Here is a 24,511-nt window from a genome sequence, read left to right on the forward strand (position 1 = left end):
GTGCCAATGATAGGACGACACTCCGAACATTGACGAGACGACCAAAACAGAAACAGAAAGTAAAGCATTTTGACAAGTGACCAAGGACATAAAAACGATACAACATTTGGACAGCGAGTAAGTCGTCACTCCTTGCCGAGCCTTCTGTGTTTTTTATTTTACTCACGTATTTTTTATTTTTTTATTGGCGTTCGTGAATGCTTAAGCATTTCCTCACCGCACATTTTTTTAATTCAAATAAGCGATGCGATTCACGAGTACCGCTGAAAGAAAAATTAAACAAGCGAGTAATTTTATGCCTACCGCACAAACGGCATATTTGCAAGCCGCACAGCCTAACGAACAACCCAAGCTTGTAAAAGAGCCGTTTTTTGCCCACGCACCGACAGAAAAAACGATATTCGCAACTTGAATTTTGACAATAGATAAATGGCTAATAAAATTTCACTTTCCCGTTTGGAAACTTTCCTTTTTGATGCATGTGACATCCTGAGAGGTAACATGGACGCATCAGAATACAAGGAATACATCATTTCCATGTTGTTTCTGAAACGGGTAAACGACCAGTTTGAAGTGCACCGTGACAGAAGAAAGAAAACATTGACGGATGTTCGTGGTGTAAGTGACCCCGAAATACTTTATGGAGAATTGGAAAGACAAAACTCACCGGAATACGATTTCTTTGTTCCACTTGCTGCACGTTGGAAAAAACTTGAAGGCGACCCTGAAACTTATATTGACAGTGAAGGTGAAGAGCAGCGTTACAATTTCATCAAAGATTTAACGGAAGAAATTGGCGACCATCTCAACAAGGCTTTAGCTGCTTTGCAGGATGCTAACCTTGACAAATTGGATGGTGTATTCAATCAAGATAACATCAACTTCAACAAAACTTTTGGTAAGAACAACAAGCAAATCAGTGATGAAGATTTGCGGAAACTCATTCAGCATTTCAACAGAATGAACCTGCGGGATGACAATTTGGAGTTCCCCGACTTGATGGGGGCTGCGTATGAATATCTCATCAAACATTTTGCCGACAGTGCCGGAAAGAAAGCAGGAGAATTTTACACTCCCAACGAAATTGTAAAACTGCTAGTAAACATTTTAGAGCCGGGTGAAAATGCTGAAATCTACGACCCGACAGTTGGCAGTGGCGGTATGTTGATTGAATGTAAAAACTATGTAGAAAGCCGATACGGCTCCGCAAGGAATATCACCCTCTATGGACAGGAAAAAAGCGGAACAGTTTGGGGCTTGTGTAAAATGAATATGCTGTTCCATAACATTTACGACAGCAAAATTTTGAATGGCGATACTTTGCTTAATCCTTTACATCAGGAGCATGGCGAACTGAAAACCTTTGATATTGTGATTGCCAATCCGCCTTTTTCGCAGGATTACAGCACCACCAACATGAAATTTAAAGAACGCTTTAGTTTTTGGATGCCCAACAAAGACAAAGCCGATTTCATGTTTGTGCAACACATGGTGGCTTCGCTGAACAATGCCGGACGCATGGCAGTGGTAATGCCACACGGTGTATTGTATCGAGGTGGTGAGGAAAAAAAATTCCGGGAATGGCTCGTTGGTCGTGGCTATCTGGAAGCAGTAATTGGATTGCCTTCTGCCCTGTTTTATGGAACGGGCATTGGTGCTTGTGTATTGGTGATAAACAAAGCCGGAGCACACGAAAGAGACCATGTGCTGTTTATCAATGCCGACCGTGAATACAAAGAGGGCAAAAATCAAAATAAACTTCGCCCCGAAGATTTGGAGAAAATTGCATACACCTACCGACACAAAAAGGAAACACCCAAATACAGCAAGTTAGTGGCAAAGAGCAAAGCCATTGATGAACACAACAACCTGGAGAACGAAGATTTCAATTTCAACATTCGCAGGTTTGTGGACAATGCACCGCCACCCGAACCGCAGGATGTGCATGCCCACTTGCAAGGCGGTATTCCCAAAAATGAAGTAAAAGCATTAGCCGATTATTTCAACTGCTATGCAGGCTTGGAAGCCAAACTGTTTGAGCCGTTAAAACCCAATTACCTAAAATTTTCGGACAGCATTGCACACAAGGAGGACATTAAAAAACTCTTTGACGAAAGCTCCGAAATAAAAACCGCTTTTGCCCAATATGAAAACGCAATCAATGATTGGTGGAACGAGCAACAAGCCACTTTTGAACAATTGCCCGAAGGCAAATTGAATATATTTGATTTATACCATCAATTTTCTCAATCACTCACTGAAAAACTCCGTTTCAACCAAAATCATGGCAATCAAAAAAATCAAACAAATCACAGTTCAGACATCCTTGACGACTTTAAAAGCCGTGGTTCGTTTGCTGCATACTGGAACAGCATTACCAACGACATAAAAAGTGTAATTGCCAGCGGTTGGAATGCCGAATTGATACCCGATGATGAAATTTTGCAAAGCCAGTTTCCTGAGGTATTGAAAGAATTGAAGGACAATGAAGCAAGGCGTGATGAACTGCAAGCCAAATTTGACGAAGTAAACGAACTGGAAGATGATGTTTGGAACGAAGAAGATTACGAAGTATGGCGAAGCAAGGAACTGAAAGAACACAAAGACAGCATTAAAGAACTGAAAGGCGAACGCAAAGAAGCCGATAAGGAATATAAGTTGTTGTTGAAACGAATAAAAGCCGGGGCATTGGATAGTGCACAGTTAAAAGTGGAAAGTGAAAAGTTGAAGGCAGAAGTTGAAAGGCTGGATGAACAGATTGCGAAAGAAGAAAACCGCATGGCAAAACATACTGAACTGGAAGAAGAACTAAAAGTGTGCAAAAGAAAAATTAAAGAAATAAAAGACCGCAAACAAGCATTGGTGGACCAGGCACGCTTGCTCATTACGCCTGAAGAAGCCAAAGAACTCATCATGCAACGCTGGCTGCGAACCTTGCAACAAACCGTGAACGACTATTTGCAAGCCCACCAACGCCAATTGTTGCAAGCGGTGGAAAATGTTTGGGAGAAATACATCGACACTCTACAAGAAATATTGAAAGCAAGAGAAACAGAAACTAATGCACTTAATAATTTTTTAATTGAATTGGGTTATGAGTAAGTGGAGCAAGAAGAAAATAAAGGACTTTTCTTTTACTGCTTCTGGTGGAACACCATCAACGGAAAGAAAAGAGTATTGGCACAATGGAACAATTCCTTGGATAAATTCTGGTGAACTGAGTAAACACGATATAATAAAGAAACCAACTACTTATATTACCCAAGAGGCATTAGATAATAGTTCTGCAAAATTATTTCCAATTGGCACAGTAGTTATCGCATTAACAGGTGCTACCACTGGAATGTCAGCAATTCTTGAAATTGAGACCAGCACAAATCAATCAATAACTGGTATTTTCCCATCCAAGGAACATGATTCAAAATTCCTACTTTACACTTTACATCACAACATTGACAAAATTCTCTTACATAATGTTGGAAGTGCCCAGCCGCATATAAACAAAGAGATAGTTGACAATTTGGAATTCAACTATCCAATAGTTCCTGAACAATATGTTATCTCTAAAATCCTATCCACAGCCGATGCGGTGATAGAAAAAACCCAAGCCGCCATTGCCAAATACAAAGCCATTAAGCAAGGTATGTTGCAGGATTTGTTTACCCGTGGCATAGACCTAAACACCAACAAACTCCGCCCCCGCTTTGAGGATGCACCGGAGTTGTATAAGGAAAGTAAGTTGGGAATGATACCGAGGGAGTGGGATGTGGATGTAATGGATACTTACGTTAGCTTTTTAAGAAGCGGGCTATCCAGACTTCTATCGGATGAAGACATTGGCATTCCCGTGATGATTTCAGGAAACATTCAAGAAAGCAGATTTGATTTTTCAAATTTAAAATACTGGTATATAGATGACCCACAAGGTGCTGATACTAATTCATACAAATTGACAATAGGCGATATTCTGATTTGCTTCATCAATAGTCTTGACCAGATTGGTAAATCTGCAATTTTTGAAGGTTTTAAAAGAGACGTGATATATACAACAAATCTATTGAGGATGCAGGCTTCGAAGAATACCAACTCAAGATTTTTGTTTTACTTATTAAATTCTAGCATCACACAGAACGAATTGCACACAATAGTAAAGCCAGCAGTAAATCAGGCATCTTTTACAACAAAGGACTTTCTAAAAATTCCAGTTCCATTAGTCCCTGAAACAGAGCAAAATGTTATGGCTGAAAAATTAACGACTATCGATAAAACTATTGATGCCGAGCAAACCTACTTACAAAAAATGGAAAGTCTTAAAAAGGGATTGATGGAGGATTTGTTGAGTGGGAGAAAACGTCTGAACTGTGATTTTGGTGATTTGCATGATGACCATGATTCAGTTGTAAGTATAGAATCAAATCAATCACCAAAATCAAACAAATCATAGTGCAGACAATGGTTCAGACAACTTACAAATATTCTGAGCTAACCGGCAAAATCATTGGCTGTGCTATGGAAGTGCATAAACGATTGGGCAACGGGTTCCAAGAAGTGATTTATCAACGGGCTTTGGAAATAGAGATGAAGCTGGCTGGTATTGAATTCAGCCGAGAGCATGAAATGCCTATTTTCTACAGAGATGAGCAAATTGGCACACGAAGGGTTGATTTTTTAGTGGAAGGCGTTATCAGTGTAGAATTGAAAGCAATAACCAAATTAGAAGATGTTCACTTTGCACAAGCAATCAATTATCTGGAGGCATACAATCTTGAAATTGGTTTGCTCATAAACTTCGGTGAAACCAGCTTGAATTTTAAACGGCTGACAAATAAAAAATACAAATCACCTGAATCACCAAAATCAAACAAATCATAATGCAGACAATCAAGTAAATCAAGATGCAGACCATATTGACATGAGCAAAAAGAATAACATACCGACAGATGAGGGCTTTAATGAGATATTACTTTATACAACACCCGGTGGGCAAGTAAAGGTTGAAATTTATTTGCGGAACGAAACCATTTGGCTTACGCAACAAAAAATAGCTGACCTTTTTGGGGTGGAACGGAGTGTTGTTACCAAGCATCTGAAAAACATTTTTGACACCAAAGAACTCGACCCGGTTTCAGTATGTGCAAAAATTGCACATACTGCTGCTGATGGAAAAACATATAAAACCCAATTTTACAATCTGGATGCAATTATTTCAGTGGGTTATCGTGTGAACAGCAGTCAGGCAACATCGTTTCGTATTTGGGCTACAGAACGGTTGAAAGAATACATCATCAAAGGTTTTACGATGGATGATGAAAGACTGAAAAATCCTCACAATATTTTTGGCAAGGATTATTTTGAAGAACAACTTGCACGAATACGCGACATCCGTAGCAGTGAACGAAGATTCTATCAAAAAATAACAGACATCTATTCGCAATGCAGTGCCGATTATAGTGTTGACAATGATATTACCCAAAAATTTTTTGCTACGGTTCAAAACAAATTGCATTGGGCTATAACCGGACAAACAGCAGCAGAACTGATTGCTGCAAGAGTGGACAGCACAAAGCAAAATATGGGATTAACCACATGGAAAAATGCTCCGAAAGGGAGCATCCGTAAAACAGATGTAGGCATTGCAAAAAATTATCTGAACGAAAAGGAATTAGACGGCTTAAACAGAATCGTTACCATGTATTTGGACTTTGCCGAAAATCAGGCAAGAAAAGGTGTAGTGATGTATATGAAAAATTGGATTGAAAAGTTAGACGCATTCCTGCAGTTCAACGAAGAAGCGGTATTGAAAAATCTAAGTAAAGTTTCACATGAAGTGGCTGTGGCACTTGCTGAAAGTGAATTTGAAAAATTCAGAATTGTACAAGATAAATTATTGGAAAGTGATTTTGATAAGGCAGTAAAAAAAATTTCGGTATCAACCGATAAAAAGACAAAATAATTATGGCAGAATATATCAATGTAGAAAAACCGTTTTTAGATAAACTGCGCCAGTTAGGTTGGCAAGTGATAGACCAAGGCATTGGCGTTCCACAAGACCCTTCAAAAAGTTTGAGAGAACACTTTAAGCAGGTGTTGTTGCCCCAAGTATTTAAAGACACCGTAAAGTCTATCAACAAAACGGCAGACGGCAAAGAATGGCTTACTGACAGACAGCTTGAGGAATTGCTTACAGAAATTCAAAGCTTTTCGAGCAAAACCTTGCATGAAGCCAATAAAGAAATTCACCGCTTATTGATTAAAGGCACAACGGTAAACAAAAACGAATTCACGGGTGAAGTGAACCCAACCGTTCGTTTGGTGGATTTCAAAAACTATGACAAGAACAGTTTTATTGCCATCAATCAGTTTCGTTTGCTTACTCCCGGTGCAAGCCGCCAGGGCATTATTCCTGATATTGTTTTATTTCTAAACGGTTTGCCATTGGTAGTGGTAGAAGCTAAGGATTTTGATGTGGCTGAACCATTAAGCGAAGCTTTTTTGCAGGTTACCCGATATGCCAATACCAGAGAAGATGATTACGGAGTAAAGGAAGGCGAAGAACGGCTTTTTCACTACAATTTGTTTAGCATCATTACCCACGGTTATGAAGCCCGTGTAGGAACCATCAGTGCTGATTTTGATTTTTACAACAATTGGGTGGACATATTTCCCGAAGAATACAAAACGGTTGCTTTCCCACCTGATGAAGAACGTCAGGAAGTAATGATTTGCGGAATGCTCAACAAGGAAATCTTGGTGGACATTCTGAAACACTTCACCCTTTTCATGGAAATCAAGAAAGGTGTGGAAGTGAAAATTGTAGCTCGTTACAATCAATACAGAGCCGTTGGCAAAATCATTCGTAATCTCCGTGAAGGAACAAACCCCAAAGAGAAAGGTGGTGTGGTTTGGCATACACAAGGGAGCGGAAAAAGTTTGACTATGGTGTTTCTTATCCGAAAACTCCGCAGCAGTGATGATTTAAAAGACCTGAAAATTATTTCCATTGTTGACCGTGTGGATTTGGAAGAGCAGTTGGCAGACACCTTGAAATATGCCAATGAATCATTGTCCATCATTGACAGTAAAACAGATTTGAACCTTTTGGATGATGATACCGGAAACTTAAATCTGGTGATGATTCACAAGTTTTTGGCAGACAACAATGTTTCGGCACAATCGCTGATTGATGCGGGTGTAGTTCCCAAGTTTGAAAAATTTGAAACCATCAACAACAGCGACCGCATCTTGCTGATGGTAGATGAAGCCCACCGTACACAAGGCGGAGACATGGGTGATAATTTGTTCAATGCTTTTCCGCAAGCCGTCCGAATTGGATTCACAGGAACTCCTTTACTAACCGAACGACACGAAATCAAAACGCATGAACGATTTGGTGGTAAATTGGATGAAAACGGTGAGCCGTGGATTGACAGTTACAAGTTTGATAAAGCAGTAGCCGACAGAGCCACTGTTGAAATCAAGTATATTGGAAAAGTTTCCAACGATAAAATAGATGATAAAGAACTGTTTGATGCTGAGTTTGAAGACCTTTTTCAGAAAAGAACTCAGGAAGAAAGAGAAGAAATTCAAAGGCGTTACGGTTCATTCATTGCCTATCTCGAAAGCAAAGACCGTATTGCCGAAATAGCTAAAGACATTGTTGAACATTATTACACCGATATTTTGGTGAATGGCTTTAAAGCACAAGTAGTGTCTTCAAGTATTGTGGCAGCTGTTCGCTACAAGTACGAACTGGAAACTGCAATCAAAGAGAAAATTGCTCAATTGAAAGCATTGCCTAATGATGAAAGAGATGATGACCGCATAAAGCAATTAGAATTTTTAAAAGTTGCTGCAGTAGTTTCGGGTATGGGTAACAATGAACTCGGTTACATCAGCAAGGCAAGAAGTGAAGCCAAAGATTGGGATGCTGTAAACAGCTTCAAAAAAGACTTTGACTATTCGCAGGAAGAAGGCGGACAATACAAAAAACCCGAATCAGGCATAGGAATTTTGTGTGTTTGCGACCGCTTGTTGACTGGCTTTGATGCTCCCATTGAGCAAGTAATGTATCTGGACAAAATCATGAAAGAACATGACTTGTTCCAAGCCATAACAAGGGTAAACAGAACTAAAAAAGGTAAAACATTTGGGCTTATAGTGGACTATATCGGCATTACCAAACATTTACAACAAGCCTTAGGTATTTACACAGACAAGGACAAGGAAAAAGCGCAGCACTTTCTGAATGTATTCCGAGACATCAACAAAGAAATTCCTGTATTAGAAGCACGCTATAAAAGGGTTTTGAATTTGTTCACAGAAAATAACTTGAACGAAATTGAAAACTTCCTGAATCAGAAATTTACAGACCAAGCAGCAGAGTTTGAATTTTCCGAAAGTTGCATAGAGCAAGCAAAGAATATAAAATTCAGAGCCGAACTACTTACCTATTCCAAAAGTTTTTTCGATAGTTTGGATTTGCTTTTCAATACGCAGGCAGGTGGCGAATATTGGGTAATTGCGAAACGATTAGGTTACTTGCTATGGAGAATCAAAGACCGTTACAAAGACGAAACCATGGACTTGAAGTGGGCTTCACAGAAAGTCCGCCAGCTCATTGACAAACATTTATATTCTTTAGGCATAGATACCAAAGTTCAGCAGGTTTCTATTCTTTCAGATGAGTTTAAATCAAAAGTTGATTATCTGAACAAAACTCCAAAATCGAAAGCATCTGAAATGGAACACGCCATTCGTTGGCACATCAAAGTAAATCTTGAAAAAGATCCGACACTTTACAACCGTTTCAAAGACCGCCTTGAAACAATTTTAAATTCATACAAAGAGAATTGGGAAGAAATAGTAAAGCAGTTGGAAGGTTTGCGGGAAGAAATGAAAGTAGAGAGAAAAAAGGATGAGCCGTTTTTCGATTTAATAAATACCTACCTATATAACCCGACAGAAACAGAAATTGAATATTGTAGAGTTCTTACTGAAAAAACTTTATCAATAATAAAAGATTCGGCAACAATCAAAAACTTCTGGGATAAACCTTCAGAAATAAGAACAATGGAAGGCAAACTACAGGAAGAAATTAATTTTAGTAACCTGCTTATTCTAAAAGACAGAGCCGCAGAATTGAGTTCCGAACTTATGAAGCTTGCAAAAAACCGAATGGACAGGCTGAATTAAAATCATGCTAATCATTTAATCAAATGAATCATAGTTCAGACAAATGAAGTTAGACAGCATCCATATTGACATTGAAAAAACCGAAAGAAGAAAAACGGTAAGCATTTTCATTGAACGAAACGGTTCAGTAAAAGTGCTTGCTCCCATTACTGCAAGTGATGATAAAATTGAAGCGGCTGTAAAAGCAAAGGAGTATCAGATATTTCAAAAGCTGGCTAAATGGAAAGAACTGAATCAGGGTAAAGTAAAACGCGAATATGTTAACGGACAATCCTTTCTTTATTTAGGCAGAAACTACCGTTTACAACTAACCGAGCATCAAGATGTGCCATTGAAAATTTCAGGTGGATTTTTTCATCTTGACAAAAAGTATTTACCAAAAGCAGAAAAGGTTTTTAAGGATTTCTATCGTGCAAAGGGTTTTCAAAAAATTCAGGAACGAATTAAACTCATTGAAGAAAAATTTGAAACAAAACCGACATCCATCAAGGTTTTGGAACTTCAAAACCGTTGGGCTTCGTGGACTCCTAAAAACGGTTTAAACTTTCACTGGAAATGTATCATGGCACCTGTTTCGGTGCTGGACTATATCATTACTCATGAAATGGTTCATTTAAAGCATCCGAATCACTCGCCTGAATTTTGGAATGAATTAGACAAGAAAATGCCCAATTACCGTGAACATGAAGATTGGTTAAAAAGAAACGGAGTAAAAATGTCATTATGAGAACAGTCCAACGCAGAGGTGTATGCACATTTATTCGCTTGCGTTATTTGTTTTTCAGCGGTGCTCATGATTTTCAATTGCAAACCGCACAAGCCCAAGCACAAACCAAAGCTATGTCAATGAGCTTGCAAAGCCAACGCTTCACTTTTTCAACCAGCTAAAAGTAAATACACCGAAATACCTGCTTCATTCGAAGCGATTTAAGCAAGGTTTCTATTGGATACAGAGTAAAATGATTGGTTTTCAGGCAGCTCTAAAAAAAACTTATTAGAGCCCGATATTGGCAATTTTGCCGATATTGTTTTGATGTAAGTAGTTCTTGCATTTAATTTGCTCAACAATTCACCCTTAAAATTATCATCTTATGAAACATAAATTAACCATTATTGCAGTTGTAGTGCTTGCTTTCCTTACGCTAAATGTCTATGCAATTTCCAATCAACCAAAAGAAGCAAAAGAAACAGACGAACCGCCCAAAAGAAATTTAAAAATCCTCCCCCAAGACATAAGCAAAGAGGCTTTAAAAGACACAATGAAATTCTTTTCTAATGCGCTGGGTGTTAAATGCGGATTCTGCCATGTATCAAGCAAAGACAATCCCAAAGAATTAGATTTTGCAAGTGACGAAAATCATTATAAAGAAGCAGCGCGTTTTATGATGAAAATGACTACCGAAATTAACGACAAATATTTTATTCCTTTTGCAGGACCTGACGGACAACAAATCGTTCCCAATAAAATCAACTGTATGACTTGTCATAACGGGAACAAAGAGCCGATTACTTCACATGCAGATTCAAAATAAAATGTGTTTTTTATACTGAACCTGTTCAGAATTACATAGAACAAACTTTCATCATGCTGTCGGACTCATTCGTTTAAGCGCAAGAAGTTTCTATGTTGTTTTGCAAAAGTGGTACTTTTGCAATTCGCTATGCTAAAGCAATTTCAAGCAGAGATTCAAAAACTCAACCTAATCACACATCACAAAATAGGACTGGCTATCAGTGGCGGTGTGGATTCGGTTGTATTGTTACAATTATTGCTTGATTCGGAGTTAAAAAACATCATTTTACTTCATGTAAATTATGGGTTGCGCGGCAAAGAGAGTGATGAAGATGAGGCGTTTGTGAGAAATTTGGCTATCACTTACAATTTACAAATTGAAATATTGGATGCTAAGAATCAATTTAATAAGCATACCGGTATTCAAGAAAAAGCACGTCAAATAAGGTATGATTGGTTCAATACTTTTATTAATAACAACAGCATAGACATTGTATTGACTGCGCACCAACAGAATGATTTGAGCGAAACGCTTTTGCTTAATCTGTTTAGAAAAACCGGAATAGACGGTTTGACCGGAATGGGAAACCGCCAAAGGTTTCTTCGTCCGCTCCTTCCCTTTTCTCGCAAGCAGATTGAGGATTTTGCCGAAGAAAAAGGACTTCAATGGCGCAATGATAGCAGCAATATGAAATCGGATTATGCACGCAATTTTATCCGAAACAAAATCATCCCTTTGACAGAAGAAAAGTTTCCCAATGTCATCCAAAATATTGCTGAAACCACCCTTCAAATAAGACAAGAGAAGGATTTATTGCAATCGTTGATTACGCGAATTGCAAAAGATTTATGGATTAGACAAGACGAACAACTCAACATTATTTCTCGCATTCATCTTGTCGGATTTAACCAAGCTTCGCTACTATTACATTATCTGCTCGAAGACAAAGGGTTCAATTATGTGCAGGCAAATGAAATGTGTTTGAGTAAAGATTCGGGAAAAGAATGGGAATCTGAGCTTTATAGGGCATGTACAAGCGATGATAAGATTTGGATAATACCCAAATCTTTGCACACACAGGAACATTCATTCCGTTGGATAATAGGAAAAGAAATACAATTGGATTGGGGCATTATGCATGTCAGCACGAAACAATTGCCATCAAATTCTTATACCTTGTATTTGGGCGAGTCCTTAGTAGGCAAAGAGATTGAAATGCGTTTTTGGGAATTAGGAGATAAAATCCAAATGGCAAACAATGGTCAGAGTAAAAAGCTGAGCGATTTGTTTACAGAACACAAAATTCCGGTTCTTTTGCGCAAGTTAATACCCGTCTTTTTAATTGAGAATCAGATTGTTTGGATTCCGGGAATACGTACCGCACCCCCCATGAATAATCCACAAAATAACCACTCTAATCTATTAATAAGTGCAAAACACTTATTATTGTAGCTTGTAATCAGAAATTAAATGAAAAAATTATTATCAGTACTCTTTGCCATGGGTTTTGCATGGCAGGCAAATGCCGGATGTTCGTTGGTAAACGTGCCCTTGCAAGACAGAATTAACGAAAATGAAATGGTGTTAGAAGCCACAGTAATTTCAAAATTCTCTTATAAGAATCAGTCAAATAATTTTATTTATACCGCCCATACTTTACAGGTACACAAGTATTTTAAAGGTAGTTCAAACCAAGAATTCATCACACTTCTGACAGAAGGTGGAATTGTAGGTAATGAGGCGGTTGGGGTGAATCCAAATCTTGAGACTCAAATAGGTCAAAGCGGAATTTTCTTTATTAGCAGAAATTTCAGTTGGGACAACCCTGAAAATCAAACATTCACTTATTATTCCAAAACCGGTCCATTGGGTTTTATCTCTTATGATTATAATAAGAAAAAGGCTTTTGACAATCTGAACCAATGGGGTGATATAAAAACCAATTTAATTCCTCAAATAAAGAACCTCACCCAACAAGAGATTATTATTTCTCAACCCAATGAGCCCAAAATAAATGGCAGGAGAGTAACTCCTACCATCACAAGTTTTTCACCGGCTTCCATTGATGCGGGAACTCAACAAATACTCACCATTACCGGAACCGGTTTTGGTGCGAGCAGAGGCTCAGGCTTTGTTTTCTTTCCCGATGCCAATAACGGTGGAAGCGGCTATGTATTCCCTAACTCAGGTGATTATGTTTCATGGACAGACACAGAAATAAAACTCAGAGTGCAAACAAGAGCCGGAACAGGTAAATTCAAAGTATATAATAGTACCGGTGACAATGTTACCTCTGCTACAAACCTCACTATTCCTTGGGCACATCTCAATATTGCATATTATACACCTCCTCAGGTTCCGGACACTACGGCATTTGAATTAAGGCATATAGGGCAAAACGGAAACGGTGGAATTACATGGATTTGGGACACTAAGTTTATAACCAACACTCCTGCTGTCAATTCTTTTATCAGAGCTATTGAGTCATGGAGATGTAACACCCTGATTAATTGGGATACAACAGGCATCTTATCAAATGACACCATGATGAACGATAATAAGAACATGGTTTTCTTTGATAAAGGCTGGCTGGGTTCATCTATTTTGGGTACTTGCTACTCATTTTATAGCGGTTGTTATATACCGGGTGGCATGGACTGGTATGTAACCGGAATGGATATTGTTTTCAAAAAGAGTGCAAATTGGGAATATGGACCTGCAGCGCCTACGGGTGGAAAAACTGACTTCGAGTCTGTTGCACTGCACGAACTTGGACACGGGCATCAGTTAGGACACGTGATCAATACCAACAATGTAATGCATTATTCCATTGGACCCAATACCGATAAAAGAACCCTTCAAAGCAATGATACTGCTTGCGGTAACTATATAACAAGAAAAAGTACAACGTCTATTTGCAGCAAACAAGCCATGAGTTTAATCAACCCCGGTTCTTGTCAGTTTGCTCCTTTAGCTGCTGATTTTAGTGTTGACAAATCCAACGCATGTGCTAAAGACACCGTTATTTTTTCTGACCTTTCTCAAGGGAATATCACTTCTTGGGCATGGGATTTTGGATTAGGTGCAGTTCCTGCGACCGCAATTGGTCAAGGTCCTCACAAAGTCATTTATAATATTGGCGGAAACAAAACCGTAAAATTGGATATTGCCAGCGGAAATTCTTCCGACAGCAAGCAATATTCCGCAATGGTATCCGTGAAATCTACTGCTCAACCTATTGCTGACTTTACTTCTTCATTTGTGAAAGGCTGTGAAATGTCTTTTTCAGTAATAAATCCTATTGTAACTACCACCTACACCTGGGACTTTGCCGGACAAGGCACTGACAATGGTAATAACCCATCATTTGCTTTCTCCAACGGAGGGGCTCATAATGTCAAATTAACAGCAAGCAATTCTTGTGGTTCAATTTCGGAAACTAAGGAAGTGAACTTTATTTGTACAGATTTTTCAACTGACAAACAGGATGCTTGTATGTTCGAAACCGTTACCTTCACAAATCTATCAGGACCCGCAAACACATTAAGCTGGGACTTTGGCTTCGGTGCTACACCTGCTACTGCATCCGGTGCCGGACCTCATAAAGTTATTTATAGTAATGGTGGCAATATTAGCATCAGTTTGACTTCAACAGATTTAAAATCAACCCAAACCATAAGTAAAAATTTGAATATCAAAAATGCAGATCATCCTCACGCTGATTTTACCTTTGACAACAAGGGCAATTTTGAACTTCAATTCAATAATAGTTCTACAGGACTAAACAATAATTACACTTGGTCATTTGGAGACGGTAATACAAGCGTTGACGAAAACCCGAATCACAAATATATTTCTAATCCAAATGGATTACAAGTAACTCTAACTGCTCGAAACGTATGTGACAGCAATATTTTAAGCATTACACTGCCGGAATTTGCATCGGTGAACACATTAAACAAGCACAACACTTGGGGCATATATCCTAATCCTACCCATGACGAATTACATATTAAATCTGAGCAAAATGTTGTCATTCAAAAGATTGTCATCGTTGATGTAGTTGGAAAAATTGTTTTTGAAAAGAGTATTAATAACAATGCAACTCAATACACACTTGACTTGCAAACATTGAGTCCTGGTATTTATACAATGAGTGTATATTCAGAACAGGGCAAATACAGTCAGATTATTCGCAAGCAATAGCGCTTAGTTGCTTATGCAGTTCAATAACCTGCGGGATGATCATATCTTGCAGGTTATTTTTTATAACAAAGTCAGCAAGTTTGACTTTTTCCTCATCCGGCATTTGCTTCTCCATTCTTTTTAAAACATCTTCTCTGGAAATGTTGTCGCGCTTACACACCCTGCGGATACGCAATTCTTTGTCCGCAAGCACCATAATGGTTTTGTCCAATAGTTTATAAGAGCCGGATTCAAAAAGTATAGCGGCTTCTTTCAATGTATAAAGTGTGTCCTTGTGTTCTTCGCAGAACTGTTTGTAGTCGGCTTCTACACGCGGATGAATGATTTGATTGAGTTGAAGGAGTTTGTCTGTATCGTTAAAAACAAGAGAGGCAATATATTTTCTGTTATAAGAGCCAAAAGCATAGGCTTGGTTGCCAAACAATGCAATAATTTCTCTAACAATGTCAGGATGATGTTCGGTAAGCCATTTGGCTCTTGCATCAGCATTATAAAAAGGAATACCCAGAGAAACAAAAACAGCGGAAACTGTACTTTTTCCGCTGCCTATACCTCCGGTTATGCCTACTTTAAGCATAACAATATGTTATTTGGTTGGAACTCCTTGTGCTGCAAGGCTTAACTCTGCAGAAAGTCCGGATTTCTCGATTACAAAACTTGTTGTGCCTTCACACTCGATAGTTACCTTAGTGTCCTGTATAGAACCTACTTTTCCGTGAATACCACCGGTTGTAACAACTTTATCTCCTTTTTTGAGTTCTTCAAGAAACTTTCTGGTCTTTTTATTCTTTTTGGTTTGTGGCAAAATCATAAAGAAATAAAACACAACGATAATCAGGATTAAAGGTAAAAAAGAGCCAATTCCTCCAGCGGGAGTGGCTGCGTCTAATAAAATACTTGTTAATAGCATGAATGATATATTATTTTGATTTGGGTAATACGGTTGCTTTGATTGTTAAATAAGCGTTTGCCTCTTTTGAGTTGGTGGTAACTGTAACTCTTTTGGTGTTCTCTCCTACCTTACCTGAACTATTAAAAGAAACGGTAATCTTGCTTTCTTGACCCGGCTTAATAGGTTCTTTTGGGAAAACCGGCACAGTACAGCCACAATCTCCTTTAGCATCTGAAATCAATAGGTTTGCTGTTCCATTATTTTTGAATTTAAAAGTAGTTTCAACTACTTCTCCTTCTGTAATAGTGCCGAAATCGTGGTCATACACGTTGAATGTAATTTCGGGCATACCCTGAGAAGCTCCATTGGGATTATCCGCAGTAGCATTGTCTTTGATTACATCTGTTGTAACTCCGGACTTTTCGGAATTTCCGCATCCATAAGAAACAACAGCTGCAACACAAGCAATAAGCAATATCTTTTTCATTTGTTTGATTTATAAATAGAGTGCAAAAGTATTATTTTTTATTTGTCTCGCAAGCCCCGTCCCTCTTTCTTAATCTTACCCTCCGACAACAATAAATCTTTTGTTTTGTCAAGTACACCGTTTATAAAAATATGGCTCTTGTCTGTGCTAAATATCTTTGCCAAATCTATATACTCGTTAATGGTTACCTTCAACGGAATTGTGGGGAAATACAGAAACTCCGATATAGCCATTTCCATCAGTAGAATATCAACCTTGGCAATGCGCTCGGTGTCCCATGATTTTGCCACTACTTGCAATATTTTGTGATAGCTGCTGCTCTCAACAATTGTTTTTTCGACTAAATCTCGAACAAAATCATAATCTTCTTCTTCGTCTTTATAAACTTTTTGGATAAAGAGCGTATTGTTTAAATAGGAATTCCGAAGTGAATCCGAAAGCATCTGATAGAAGTTAAACACATCGTAGTCCCAATCATAGTAAATATCAGCCATCTCATCCTGAAAGTCTGTATTTGTTTCAAAAAGATAACCGTACAGACTCAACAAAAATTCCTCTTGTTGCTTTTGATTGGGTTCATCAAAAACAATGTAGTCTTTGAAAAAGTCGGTGTTTTTCATCTCTTTAAAAATTTTCTCAAAAAGTTCTCCTTGGTTTTTCCAGTCAAAAGGAGATTTTTTTAATATGGCGTCTAACTCTTTGGAATCTTCTGTCAGTGCGACAAATACATTGTTTTCCAGCACTGAAGTCTGTCTAATCTTTTCTTTGTCGGGAAAATACTTAGACAATTCAAAATCTTTTTCAGATAATAAGTAATGATACAAAGCTGAAGGCAAGAGCAATAATTGCCCGTACATCTGCTCAAACAACTTCATATTATGATTAAATGCAGCCAGTATCTTCTTGGGGTCGGCTTCACCTTTTGACCTTTCGGAGAACAATATCTGAAAGGCTTTTATTCTTAAATTTCTGCGTGCCAGCATAGAGAACTTTTGGAGGTGCGAAAATAGTCTAATATCTGAGTGAGAAACAAAAAAACAAGATTTAATTTGTGGACGTGAAAACCCTATCTCTCACAACTATTTTAATATTACTTTTAGTTCTTCAAAATGCTTGTACCCTTTCTAACAAACAAGCAAAAACATTTACAGGTAATGAGCTCATAAAATATTCAAAACTGTTGTCAATCAAAGAAAGCAAAGACACTTTTCTCATAACAGTATCAACAGTTGACAATAAACTATTTGAATATCCTATCAGTAAACGCGACACACAATATTATCATAAAATTGCATCCTTGTCATCAGTTTTTTCCGGATTCTTATGCGAAATCGAAGCTCAAAATTCCATCATTGCGGTGGATGATATCAGTTTTTTGAGCAATCCAAATTTACTTACACGCAACCCGACTTCGGTCAGCACGGGTGGTGTGATCAATGCTGAATTACTGATAAGTCTTCATCCTGACCTAATCATACATTCAGGGTATGGAGAAATTTCATCCATTCTTCAAGACAAACTCAAATCCTTGAATATTCCATTGTTTTTATGCAATAATTATCTGGAAGAAAACCCATTGGGGCGAGCAGAATGGATAAAAGCCTTTGGAATACTTAGTGGTAAAAAAGAGGAAGCTTTTAGCTTATTCAACAAAATCGAATCTGAATATAATGCTCTTAAAGGCAAGACATACCCGCATCAGCCAAGGGTTATGATTGGAATTCTTTTTGGAGGCATTTGGGATGTCCCTGCGGCTCAAAGCTATACTGCTCAACTCGTTCAAGATGCAGGTGGTGATTATATTTGGAAAAACAATGGGGAAGCCGGCAGAATCCCACTGAGTCTGGAAACCGTTGCTCAAACTGCTCTCAATGCTGACATTTGGCTACATCCCGGTGCATACAAAACATTGGCAAATATGCAAAGTGTAGAACCCAGATATGCTGATTTTAGTGCTTTCAAAAACCGAATGGTTTTCAACAATAATAAGCAAGTAAATGCAAAGGGAGGAAACGCATTTTGGGAAACCGCGCCTGTCCGACCACAAGTAGTTTTACGAGATTTGATTCAAATTTTTCATTCCGATTCGATGCAAAACTTAGTCTATTACCAAAAGTTGGAATGATAAAATTAGCGGGTTAGCTTTTCAAACCAAACGGTATAAGCATCTACCACTTTCTTGAGAAAAGTATTTACTCTTGTGTCTATGAGTTTATTATTGGCATCAAATAAGTCCGGACTAATTTGAGCCAAATAAGCCTCCGGCTGCTGCATTGTATATACATTCAAGAAAGTAAGGGTTTGGCGCAAGTGATGGTTAGCCCCAAATCCGGCAATATTACCAATGGACATGCTCACTATTGCACCCGGTTTTCCGCTCCAGCAGTTTTGTCCGGCAGGACGAGAAGCTACATCCAGCGCATTTTTCAATACAGCAGGAATTGAGCGATTATATTCCGGTGTAACAAAGAAAACTCCATCAAGTTGTTTGATGATATTTCGGAAAGTAACAAAATTCTCGTGTACACTTTCTTCTGTATCTAAATCCTGGTTGTAAAAAGGCAGATGACCTATTGAAATGATTTTGAATTCATATCCTTCGGGAGCCATTGTTTGTATATTTAATGCAATCTTTTGTGATAATGAATCCTTGCGAAGGCTTCCTACAAATATTCCGATTGTCTTCATGGCATTTTATTTTTTTTGCTTTTGCAAATCTTCCAAAATCTGTTTTTGTTTGTCAATCTCAGTGGCTAAAGCTTCGTATTTCTGCTTGTTTTTGGCAATTTTCCTATTCAACTTATCAATCTTCTTGTTGTATTTGCGCTCTTTTTTCATTTTGGATTTATACTCCTTTTCGATTGAGTTGATTTTACGCTCTTGTTCTTCAATTTTATTATTGAGTTGAAACGCATCAATTTCTTTTTGAAATTCAGGTGCAAAAACAGATAGTGCAGCTAACACCTTAGGTTCAATCGAGGAAGAAACAAAGTTGTCATATCCCATTGACACTAAAATAATGAGCGTAGAAGTTTTCTTATTCCCTTCCACTTTATAATAAATATCACCTTTGTCAAATGGCATCGCATCCCAGCTGGAGGCTTTGTACAACACAAAACCTGATTCACTTGACTTCTTTCCGTTAATGACTTTTGCAAAATATTGGGCAGCCACTTTGCTTAACTCGGACTTGGAGACATTATACTCAATAGAATAAGCTGCTACATCTGATTTATTAAAAGATATTTTGGTTTCTTTGACTTTTTGGGCTTGCAATTGAATTACAAACAAACCGGACATTAATAATACAACAAGGGTTAATACTTTCTTAAACATGATTTTGAATAATTCTTTTTATAAGAGTGCAAATCTACCTTATAAACAAGGCATTAGCCAATGGAGAGCCATATACATATACACAAATAATCTTCAACTTACTTATCCTTTTACATTACTATCCTCAACGTGTTTTCAAAAGTCTAAAAAAATATCACTATGAAAGACATGAATAGCACTTAATTTTGCAGCATGATTTTACACAATAGAGTGAATGGCAAAGAACTCATGAAGAAAATGCATAATTCATCTGAGAGTCGAACCACTATTTCACTATATAAATATCACCACATTGACAACCCTACCCTTTTCAGAGATAATTTGTATTACCATTTCTCGCAATTAGGTGTTTTGGGGAGAATCTATGTTTCTCAAGAAGGTATCAATGCCCAGATTTCGGTGCCTACCGCCAATTTAGAAGAATTCAAAGAATTGTTGAACGGAATAGATTTTCTCAATGGAGTCCGACTCAATATTGCTATTGAAGATAATGGTCATTCTTTCTTCAAACTTACCATTAAAGTAAGAAATAAAATTGTAGCAGATGGTATTGACGACCCCGGATTCAATCCCTCTGACTGTGGAAAACACTTGTCAGCAAAGGAATTTAACGAATTGACATCACAAGAAGGGACTATATTGGTGGACATGCGCAATCATTATGAAAGCGAAATTGGGCATTTTGAAAATGCTATTCTTCCAGATGTAGAAACATTCCGTGAACAACTACCCAAAGTTGCAGATATGCTACAAGACAAGAAAGCTAATCCTATAGTAATGTATTGCACCGGAGGAATTCGCTGCGAAAAAGCAAGTGCTTATTTGAAATACAAAGGGTTTAATAATGTTTATCAGCTTAATGGCGGAATAATTGAATATGCGCGCCAAATCAAGGAACAGAATTTACCTAACAAATTCAAAGGAAAAAATTTTGTATTTGATGAAAGACTTTCAGAAAGTATTTCTTGCGATGTCATTTCACATTGCCATCAATGCGGCAATCCTTGCGACACGCACGTTAATTGCGCCAATACCGGATGCAATATCTTATTTATTCAATGTGAAGAATGTGCTGCAAATCACAATCATTGCTGTTCTGACCTTTGTCAAGAAGTGATTTCTTGGGATGAAAACAAGCAAAAAGAGTGGCGCAAACAACATACAGCCCAAAAGAAAATTTTCAGTAAAGGCAGATTACAGCCTATGCAATCAGTTTAAAAAAATCTTACCCGGATTTAAGATTCCATTCGGGTCAAAGACTTGCTTGATTCCTTTCATTAAAGCAATATGAGTGGGGCTATATACAATAGGCATATATTCTTTTTGCACCAGCCCAATCCCATGTTCGCCAGAGATAGTTCCTCCTAAGGCTTTGCAAGTAATGAAAAGCTCTCTAATCGCATTGGGAATCATTATTTTCCAATCATTGTCAGACAAATTGTTTTTAAGAATATTGACATGCAAATTCCCATCTCCGGCATGTCCATAACAAACACTCTGAAAACCATATTTACTTTCAAGTTCTTTCACACGTGCAAACAATTTGGGTAATTCAAAACGAGGGACAACTGTATCTTCTTCTTTATAAATTGAACTTTGTTTGACAGCCTCCCCCATGATTCTGCGCAATTTCCAAAACTTCTCTTGTTGTTGGGCAGTTTCGGCAAGTTCGGTTTCACCGGCTCCATACTGTTCAAGTGTTTGGTATATCTGCTCACAATCAGCCATAAGCATTTCGAGATTATTTCCATCCAATTCTATCAAAACAAACGCCTCGACTCCTTCTGTGTTCATAGGTATTCCGGTTACTTGCGATGCAATTTCCATAGCCTTGCGTTCCATAAACTCCATAGCAGATGGGGTAATCCCTTTGCGCATGATTTCAGGGATAAATACACAAGCATTTTCAGCTTTTTCGAAACGGGTTAACATCAACAGTCTGTGAGCCGGATAGGGTATCAGTTTAAGCACAATCTCTGTAACCACACCCAAGGTGCCTTCACTCCCCACCATCAACTGAGTGAGGTTGTAACCCGTGCTGAACTTGAGGGTATCTGCTCCTGTCCATATCAACTCACCATTGGGCAAAGCGACTTGTAAGTTCAAGACATAATCTTTGGTCGTCCCATACTTAACCGCTCTGGGACCTCCTGAAGCATGAGCAATATTTCCACCTAAAAAGCAAGAACCTTTGCTGGCAGGGTCGGGCGGATAAAATAATCCTAAGGGTTCTACTGCATTGCGCAATTCTTGATTGATAACGCCCGGCTGCACACGTGCTTGAAGATTTTTTAAATCAATCTCGATGATTTTATTCATCTTTTCTAGTGATAGTGAAATTCCTCCCAAAACCGGCAGACTTCCTCCACTCAAGCCTGTACCGGCTCCTCTGGGTGTAACAGGTATCAAATGTTTATTGCAAAATGACAATATGCTCGCAACCTGATTTGCATCTGTGGGCAACAAAACAACTTCCGGCAAGAAAAAAAGATCTTCTGTATGATCACTTCCGTAGGGTTGAATTTTACTTTCCTCAACAATAATTTGTTCAGGCGGAAGTATGGCACGAAGCTCGCGCAGATGTTCTTCTGATACTTTGTGGTATTGCATTGTTAAAAAATAAATACTTTTGACTTCTGAATCTGACAACAAAAATGAACAAAACAATTAGTAAAATCATCCTGCTTTTCGGAATAGTTCTGATTACTTTTCCCCAAATTACACAAGCACAGAACCTTGTATTAAACGACATCTGGGCTTCATCTAAATATAGTCCAAAAGGAGTTTCAAATTTTGTAGCAATGCAAGACGGCAAACGTTTTGTCAAACTCGATGACAACGAAATCAACACCTATGATTTAAAAACAGGGAAGAAACTTGCAACCATAGTAAGTAAATCCGATTTGAAATTCAAAGGAAAGGAAATTACCATCTCCTCTTTCGATTTTAGTGCAGATGAAACTAAAGTATTGATTGAAAGCGATATTCAACCCATTTACAGACATTCCTATGAAGCTAAGGCTTATGTACTCAATCTAAAAACCAAAGAAATTAAATATGTTTTTGGAGAGCCATGCAGATACCCCACTTTCTCACCTGATGGAGACAAAGTGGCTGCTGTTTTACACAACAACCTAATAGTAGAAAACTTGAGCAATGGGAGCGTAACTGCCATTGGAGGTGATGGCAAGGCAAATGAAATCATCTATGGTGCGGTTGATTGGGTGTATGAAGAGGAATTCAGTATGAGTCGCGGTTTTGAATGGAGTCCGGACGGTAAGAGAATTGCTTATTTGCGATTTGACGAAAGGAAAGTACCCGAGTTTACGATTGAATTATATAATGGAGATTCCTACCCCAAACCGGAGACCTACAAATATCCAAAGGCAGGAGAACCTAATTCCATTGTGAGTGTGAACGTTTATGATTTAACTGCATTAAAATCCATCAGCATTGCAAGCACCGAGAACGATGATTCCTATTTGCCACGTATTCAGTGGGCTAATGCTGATATATTATATTTCCAACAGTTAAACAGACATCAAAATCACTTGGCAATCAAAAGATACATCCCAAGTAAAGACCTGACAGAAACCGTATATGAAGAAGACAACAAGTATTATATTGACATAAATGACCAATACTATTTTGACAAAACAGGAACACGGTTTGTGTTTTTGAGTGAACGCAAAGGATTTAATCAGATTTTTGAATACAATACACAAAACAAAGCATTGACTGAAATCACAATGCCTACATACGATGTAGATGCCATTAAATACTTTGATTCAGACAAAGGCGTAATTTACTTTACGTCTGCAGAAGAAACTCCAAGCGAAAGACAACTCTATAAAATTGAAATTTCCAAAAAGAAGAAAACCAAAATCACAAATGGTGCAGGATGGCACAATGTTACATTTACAAAAGGCGGACACTTTTTTATGGAAGTTTTTTCCACCTTCTCTACCCCACCCATTTACCTGCTTAAAGACAATAACGGCAAGCTCGTTAGAGAATTAGAAAATAACGAGATATTATCCAATAAGTTAAAAAACGAAAAGTTTGGTTCCTACAGTTTTGGGCAACTCACCACATCAAATGGAGACAAACTTAACTACTGGCAAATACTTCCAACTGATTTTGATGCAAATAAAAAATATCCGGTTTTGTTCTATGTATATGGCGGTCCCGGCTCTCAGACTGTTAAGAACCAATGGGGTGGCAGCAATTATATCTGGTTTCAAATGCTTGCCCAAAAAGGTTATATAATTATGAGCGTAGATAACCGTGGCACCGGTTTCAGAGGTGAAGAATTCAAAAAATGCACATATCTGAACTTGGGCAAACTGGAGATTGAAGACCAAATTTTATCTGCGCGCTGGATGGCAGCGCAACCTTATGTGGATGCAAGTCGAATCGGAATCTGGGGCTGGAGTTATGGCGGATTCATGAGTTCTTTGGGTATTACTTTAGGTAGTGATATTTTCAAAACGGCTGTTGCAGTAGCACCGGTTACCAATTGGAAGTTTTATGATAATATTTACACCGAAAGATATATGCGCACTCCCATTGAGAACAAAGACGGATACGAATTTAATGCACCTCTTGCACACGTTAACAAAATCAAGGGAAAGTACTTAATCATTCACGGCACGGCTGATGACAACGTGCACATGCAGCAGTCTATGGAAATGGTGCGTTTGATGGTAGAAAAAAACATTGCTTTCGAATCCGAATTTTATCCAAACAAGAATCACGGTATCTATGGCGGCTTGACCAGACTCCACTTATTCAACCGTATCACAAATTTTATCGTAGAAAATTTGTAGTTTTTATTTTTACATTCGCAGTCTTAATTAATTAAATACCAATATGCATCCTTAC

The 24,511-nt window shown here is 38.1% G+C and carries 21 protein-coding genes; 14 read left to right on the forward strand and 7 right to left on the reverse strand.

What is annotated here, in order from left to right; genetic code table 11:
• Positions 1–244 precede the first annotated feature (244 nt).
• The 11 genes from M9892_03380 to M9892_03430 all read left to right on the forward strand — a co-directional run bounded on the left by M9892_03380 (position 245) and on the right by M9892_03430 (position 14,912).
• On the forward strand, positions 245–412 hold the full coding sequence (locus M9892_03380; protein MCO5253390.1) for a hypothetical protein: 168 nt from the start codon (positions 245–247) through the stop codon (positions 410–412).
• A 17-nt stretch (positions 413–429) separates the two neighbouring features.
• Entirely contained in the window at positions 430–3,102 is a 2,673-nt protein-coding gene (locus M9892_03385; GenBank protein ID MCO5253391.1) for a type I restriction-modification system subunit M, read from the forward strand.
• Positions 3,095–4,444, forward strand: a complete 1,350-nt coding sequence (locus M9892_03390; protein ID MCO5253392.1) for a restriction endonuclease subunit S — start codon at positions 3,095–3,097, stop codon at positions 4,442–4,444. The genes M9892_03385 and M9892_03390 overlap by 8 nt, the downstream gene beginning before the upstream one ends.
• An 8-nt stretch (positions 4,445–4,452) precedes the next feature.
• On the forward strand, positions 4,453–4,872 hold the full coding sequence (locus M9892_03395) for a GxxExxY protein (GenBank protein MCO5253393.1): 420 nt from the start codon (positions 4,453–4,455) through the stop codon (positions 4,870–4,872).
• 40 nt (positions 4,873–4,912) lie between these two features.
• Positions 4,913–5,953 carry a virulence RhuM family protein gene (locus tag M9892_03400; protein MCO5253394.1) on the forward strand — a complete coding sequence of 347 codons (1,041 nt, stop codon included), beginning with the start codon at positions 4,913–4,915 and terminating at the stop codon, positions 5,951–5,953.
• Positions 5,954–5,955: 2 nt separating this feature from the next.
• A complete protein-coding gene (locus M9892_03405) occupies positions 5,956–9,192 on the forward strand; it encodes an HsdR family type I site-specific deoxyribonuclease (GenBank protein MCO5253395.1) in 3,237 nt (1,078 codons plus the stop codon).
• A gap of 43 nt (positions 9,193–9,235) precedes the next feature.
• Entirely contained in the window at positions 9,236–9,919 is a 684-nt protein-coding gene (locus tag M9892_03410) for a M48 family metallopeptidase (GenBank protein ID MCO5253396.1), read from the forward strand.
• Complete coding sequence (locus tag M9892_03415; protein MCO5253397.1) at positions 9,916–10,080, forward strand: hypothetical protein; 165 nt, start codon at positions 9,916–9,918, stop codon at positions 10,078–10,080. Before M9892_03410 ends, M9892_03415 begins: the two co-directional genes overlap by 4 nt.
• Before the next feature lie 203 nt (positions 10,081–10,283).
• Positions 10,284–10,724, forward strand: a complete 441-nt coding sequence (locus tag M9892_03420) for a c-type cytochrome (protein ID MCO5253398.1) — start codon at positions 10,284–10,286, stop codon at positions 10,722–10,724.
• 129 nt (positions 10,725–10,853) lie between these two features.
• Entirely contained in the window at positions 10,854–12,158 is a 1,305-nt protein-coding gene (gene tilS, locus M9892_03425) for a tRNA lysidine(34) synthetase TilS (GenBank protein ID MCO5253399.1), read from the forward strand.
• A gap of 18 nt (positions 12,159–12,176) precedes the next feature.
• Positions 12,177–14,912, forward strand: a complete 2,736-nt coding sequence (locus M9892_03430) for a PKD domain-containing protein (GenBank protein ID MCO5253400.1) — start codon at positions 12,177–12,179, stop codon at positions 14,910–14,912.
• Here M9892_03430 and coaE read toward each other — a convergent pair.
• Genes coaE through nusB form a run of 4 tightly spaced genes read right to left on the reverse strand, consistent with a single transcriptional unit; the run spans position 14,896 to position 17,274 of the window.
• Entirely contained in the window at positions 14,896–15,489 is a 594-nt protein-coding gene (gene coaE, locus M9892_03435; protein MCO5253401.1) for a dephospho-CoA kinase, read from the reverse strand. The genes M9892_03430 and coaE overlap by 17 nt on opposite strands.
• A 9-nt stretch (positions 15,490–15,498) precedes the next feature.
• A complete protein-coding gene (gene yajC, locus M9892_03440; GenBank protein ID MCO5253402.1) occupies positions 15,499–15,822 on the reverse strand; it encodes a preprotein translocase subunit YajC in 324 nt (107 codons plus the stop codon).
• Between the two features lie 10 nt (positions 15,823–15,832).
• Entirely contained in the window at positions 15,833–16,291 is a 459-nt protein-coding gene (locus tag M9892_03445) for a DUF1573 domain-containing protein (protein ID MCO5253403.1), read from the reverse strand.
• Positions 16,292–16,329: 38 nt separating this feature from the next.
• Positions 16,330–17,274, reverse strand: coding sequence for a transcription antitermination factor NusB (gene nusB, locus M9892_03450; protein MCO5253404.1), 945 nt, complete (start codon positions 17,272–17,274; stop codon positions 16,330–16,332).
• Positions 17,275–17,348: 74 nt separating this feature from the next.
• Here nusB and M9892_03455 point away from each other — a divergent pair, with 74 nt between their 5' ends.
• Complete coding sequence (locus M9892_03455) at positions 17,349–18,416, forward strand: ABC transporter substrate-binding protein (protein ID MCO5253405.1); 1,068 nt, start codon at positions 17,349–17,351, stop codon at positions 18,414–18,416.
• Between the two features lie 5 nt (positions 18,417–18,421).
• Here the strand turns inward: M9892_03455 and M9892_03460 are convergent, their stop codons facing one another.
• Both M9892_03460 and M9892_03465 read right to left on the reverse strand, forming a co-directional pair.
• Positions 18,422–18,979 (reverse strand): NAD(P)H-dependent oxidoreductase, encoded by a 558-nt coding sequence (locus M9892_03460; GenBank protein MCO5253406.1) that lies wholly within the window; start codon positions 18,977–18,979, stop codon positions 18,422–18,424.
• 6 nt (positions 18,980–18,985) lie between these two features.
• Complete coding sequence (locus tag M9892_03465; protein MCO5253407.1) at positions 18,986–19,627, reverse strand: hypothetical protein; 642 nt, start codon at positions 19,625–19,627, stop codon at positions 18,986–18,988.
• A 192-nt stretch (positions 19,628–19,819) separates the two neighbouring features.
• Here M9892_03465 and M9892_03470 point away from each other — a divergent pair, with 192 nt between their 5' ends.
• Positions 19,820–20,845 (forward strand): rhodanese-related sulfurtransferase, encoded by a 1,026-nt coding sequence (locus M9892_03470; GenBank protein ID MCO5253408.1) that lies wholly within the window; start codon positions 19,820–19,822, stop codon positions 20,843–20,845.
• Here M9892_03470 and M9892_03475 read toward each other — a convergent pair.
• Entirely contained in the window at positions 20,837–22,237 is a 1,401-nt protein-coding gene (locus M9892_03475; GenBank protein ID MCO5253409.1) for an FAD-binding protein, read from the reverse strand. The two genes, M9892_03470 and M9892_03475, sit on opposite strands and share 9 nt — an antisense overlap.
• 44 nt (positions 22,238–22,281) lie before the next feature.
• Here M9892_03475 and M9892_03480 point away from each other — a divergent pair, with 44 nt between their 5' ends.
• A complete protein-coding gene (locus M9892_03480; GenBank protein ID MCO5253410.1) occupies positions 22,282–24,456 on the forward strand; it encodes a S9 family peptidase in 2,175 nt (724 codons plus the stop codon).
• The last annotated feature ends 55 nt before the right edge of the window (positions 24,457–24,511 follow it).

The sequence above is a fragment of the Bacteroidota bacterium genome, assembly GCA_023957335.1.
In the GTDB taxonomy this organism is placed as follows: domain Bacteria; phylum Bacteroidota; class Bacteroidia; order NS11-12g; family UBA955; genus JALOAG01.

Coding starts and splice junctions, on each gene's coding strand:
- M9892_03420 (MCO5253398.1), top strand. CDS start 10,284: ATGAAACATAAATTAACCATTATTGCAGTTGTAGTGCTTGCTTTCCTT.
- yajC (MCO5253402.1), bottom strand. CDS start 15,822: ATGCTATTAACAAGTATTTTATTAGACGCAGCCACTCCCGCTGGAGGA.
- M9892_03465 (MCO5253407.1), bottom strand. CDS start 19,627: ATGTTTAAGAAAGTATTAACCCTTGTTGTATTATTAATGTCCGGTTTG.
- M9892_03475 (MCO5253409.1), bottom strand. CDS start 22,237: ATGCAATACCACAAAGTATCAGAAGAACATCTGCGCGAGCTTCGTGCC.
- M9892_03415 (MCO5253397.1), top strand. CDS start 9,916: ATGAGAACAGTCCAACGCAGAGGTGTATGCACATTTATTCGCTTGCGT.
- tilS (MCO5253399.1), top strand. CDS start 10,854: ATGCTAAAGCAATTTCAAGCAGAGATTCAAAAACTCAACCTAATCACA.
- coaE (MCO5253401.1), bottom strand. CDS start 15,489: ATGCTTAAAGTAGGCATAACCGGAGGTATAGGCAGCGGAAAAAGTACA.
- nusB (MCO5253404.1), bottom strand. CDS start 17,274: ATGCTGGCACGCAGAAATTTAAGAATAAAAGCCTTTCAGATATTGTTC.
- M9892_03395 (MCO5253393.1), top strand. CDS start 4,453: ATGGTTCAGACAACTTACAAATATTCTGAGCTAACCGGCAAAATCATT.
- M9892_03405 (MCO5253395.1), top strand. CDS start 5,956: ATGGCAGAATATATCAATGTAGAAAAACCGTTTTTAGATAAACTGCGC.
- M9892_03380 (MCO5253390.1), top strand. CDS start 245: ATGCGATTCACGAGTACCGCTGAAAGAAAAATTAAACAAGCGAGTAAT.
- M9892_03390 (MCO5253392.1), top strand. CDS start 3,095: ATGAGTAAGTGGAGCAAGAAGAAAATAAAGGACTTTTCTTTTACTGCT.
- M9892_03460 (MCO5253406.1), bottom strand. CDS start 18,979: ATGAAGACAATCGGAATATTTGTAGGAAGCCTTCGCAAGGATTCATTA.
- M9892_03470 (MCO5253408.1), top strand. CDS start 19,820: ATGATTTTACACAATAGAGTGAATGGCAAAGAACTCATGAAGAAAATG.
- M9892_03400 (MCO5253394.1), top strand. CDS start 4,913: ATGAGCAAAAAGAATAACATACCGACAGATGAGGGCTTTAATGAGATA.
- M9892_03410 (MCO5253396.1), top strand. CDS start 9,236: ATGAAGTTAGACAGCATCCATATTGACATTGAAAAAACCGAAAGAAGA.
- M9892_03385 (MCO5253391.1), top strand. CDS start 430: ATGGCTAATAAAATTTCACTTTCCCGTTTGGAAACTTTCCTTTTTGAT.
- M9892_03430 (MCO5253400.1), top strand. CDS start 12,177: ATGAAAAAATTATTATCAGTACTCTTTGCCATGGGTTTTGCATGGCAG.
- M9892_03445 (MCO5253403.1), bottom strand. CDS start 16,291: ATGAAAAAGATATTGCTTATTGCTTGTGTTGCAGCTGTTGTTTCTTAT.
- M9892_03480 (MCO5253410.1), top strand. CDS start 22,282: ATGAACAAAACAATTAGTAAAATCATCCTGCTTTTCGGAATAGTTCTG.